1 protein-coding gene and 1 pseudogene are annotated in these 2,176 nt (G+C 59.1%); both read left to right on the top strand.

Going from position 1 to position 2,176, the window contains the following annotated elements; genetic code table 11:
• Positions 1-561: pseudogene (locus B4F73_RS04285) on the top strand (tRNA uridine-5-carboxymethylaminomethyl(34) synthesis GTPase MnmE); the annotation flags it as partial.
• A gap of 67 nt (positions 562-628) precedes the next feature.
• Positions 629-2,176, top strand: a 1,548-nt coding sequence (gene mnmG / locus B4F73_RS04280) for a tRNA uridine-5-carboxymethylaminomethyl(34) synthesis enzyme MnmG (RefSeq protein ID WP_290482584.1), incomplete at its 3' end; no start/stop codon positions are given.

Genomic DNA, 2,176 nt, shown 5'->3' with positions numbered 1-2,176 from the left:
GTACGGCGCGTGATGGGCGGACAGGTAGTCTGGCTATCCGACACGGCCGGTTTGCGTGAGACCCAAGATGAGATTGAAGCCGAGGGCGTTCGGCGGGCAGAACGCGTGGCTGCTGAGGCCGACTTGCGCCTGTTTATGGTTGACGGGGGCGCACCTGAGCTGGGTGTGTTGAACTCGTTGTTCCGCCAAACGACAGATATAGTCGTGGTAAACAAGGCTGATACCGAGCTGGCCGCCGGGCTCCCAGAATACGACTACAAGATTTCCGCGAAAGATGGTGATGGCGTGCCCGAACTCGAAGCCGCACTGGCGGACTTCATTTCCAACAAGGCTGCATCTGTTGAAGCGCCGGTCATAACACGCGCCCGGCATCGCGCCCAATTGGTCGATGGACTCGCTTGCCTCATTGCTGCGCGGGATGCGCTGGAGCTTGGCACCGGTCCGGAACTCGCAGCGGAAGACGTGCGCCTGGCTATCCGGCATCTTGGAGCGGTCGTGGGCTCGGTTGGCGTAGAAGATGTGCTCGGTGCGGTGTTCTCCCAGTTCTGCATCGGCAAATGACCCCTAGGGTTTGAGGCAACGAGCCGCTATATAGCGGCTTTCTGAAATCCGGATCCGAAGTAGCGCCATGAGCGAGATGAAACAGTTTGATGTGATAGTGGTAGGCGGCGGTCATGCTGGCTGCGAAGCGGCCGCGGCCGCGGCGCGGACGGGCGCACGCACTGCTCTGGTCACACACAAGCGCGCAACCATCGGAGAGATGAGCTGTAATCCGGCAATTGGCGGCCTCGGCAAGGGTCACCTCGTGAGAGAGATCGATGCGCTGGACGGCCTCATGGGACGGCTGGCAGACAAGGCCGGTATCCAGTTCCGTATGCTCAACCGGTCCAAGGGTCCGGCTGTCTGGGGCCCCCGCTCCCAGATCGACCGAAAGCTTTACCGCGACGCCATGCAGGCGGAACTCGCGGACTATCCAAACCTGACCATCATTGAGGATGGCGCCGAAGACCTGATCGTGGAGGACAATCACGTCGCGGGCGTGATTGGTCTGAAGGGCGAGATCTATCGTGCGGCTTCTGTCGTGATCACCACAGGCACCTTCCTGAAAGGCATCATCCATATAGGTGCGAAACGTATCCCTGCCGGTCGTGTCGGCGAGGCCCCTGCGATTGGCCTGTCGGACCGGCTCTATGGGCTTGGTCTCCCGATGGGGCGTTTGAAGACGGGTACGCCGGCACGGCTGGATGGCCGGACGATCGCCTGGGATCGTCTTGAAATGCAGCCCGCCGATGAGCAGCCGATTCCGTTTTCGTATCTGACCGATGAGATTACGGTGCCGCAGGTCAAATGCGGCATTACATGGACGACGCCGGAAACCCACGCGATCATTGCCGAGAATATCGAGCAATCGGCCGTCTATTCCGGCGCGATTGCTGGCCGAGGTCCGCGTTATTGCCCGTCTATCGAGGACAAGGTTCACCGGTTCGCCGACAAGGATAGTCATCAGATATTCCTGGAACCGGAAGGTCTCGACGATCACACTGTTTATCCAAATGGCATTTCGACATCGCTTCCAGAGGATATTCAGGAGCGTTTTCTCCGTACCATTCCCGGGCTCGAGAATGCCAAGATTATCCAACATGCCTATGCAATCGAATACGATTACGTCGATCCACGTGCGCTTTCGTCCGCACTTGAGGTGCATGCGCTTCCAGGCCTGTATCTCGCCGGGCAGATCAATGGCACAACCGGATATGAAGAAGCCGGCGCGCAAGGTCTCGTTGCGGGCTTGAATGCGGCACGCGCCACGGGCGGAAAAGATCCGATTATACTTGATCGCGCGGAGGCATATATTGGCGTCCTCATCGATGACCTCGTGACGCGCGGCGTGACGGAACCCTATCGGATGTTTACATCGCGCGCCGAATATCGGTTGGCACTACGCGCCGATAATGCCGACCAGCGTCTCACCGAAAAGGGTATTGCCGCCGGATGCGTCGGGTCAGACCGGGCAGACGTGTTTCACGTGAAACACCGAGCGCTTGAATCTGCCCGCCAACTTCTGAAGACATTGACCTTGTCGCCTGCAAAAGCGGCTCAAGCCGGATGGGCGGTCAATCAGGATGGCCGCGTCAGGACGGCATGGGAATATCTCTCCTACAAGGATATCGATCTC

The organism is Hyphomonas sp. UBA3601, from assembly GCF_002375605.1.
In the GTDB taxonomy this organism is placed as follows: domain Bacteria; phylum Pseudomonadota; class Alphaproteobacteria; order Caulobacterales; family Hyphomonadaceae; genus Hyphomonas.
Note: the sequence above shows the minus strand (reverse complement) of the source record. Positions and strands in the feature narration are given on the sequence as shown.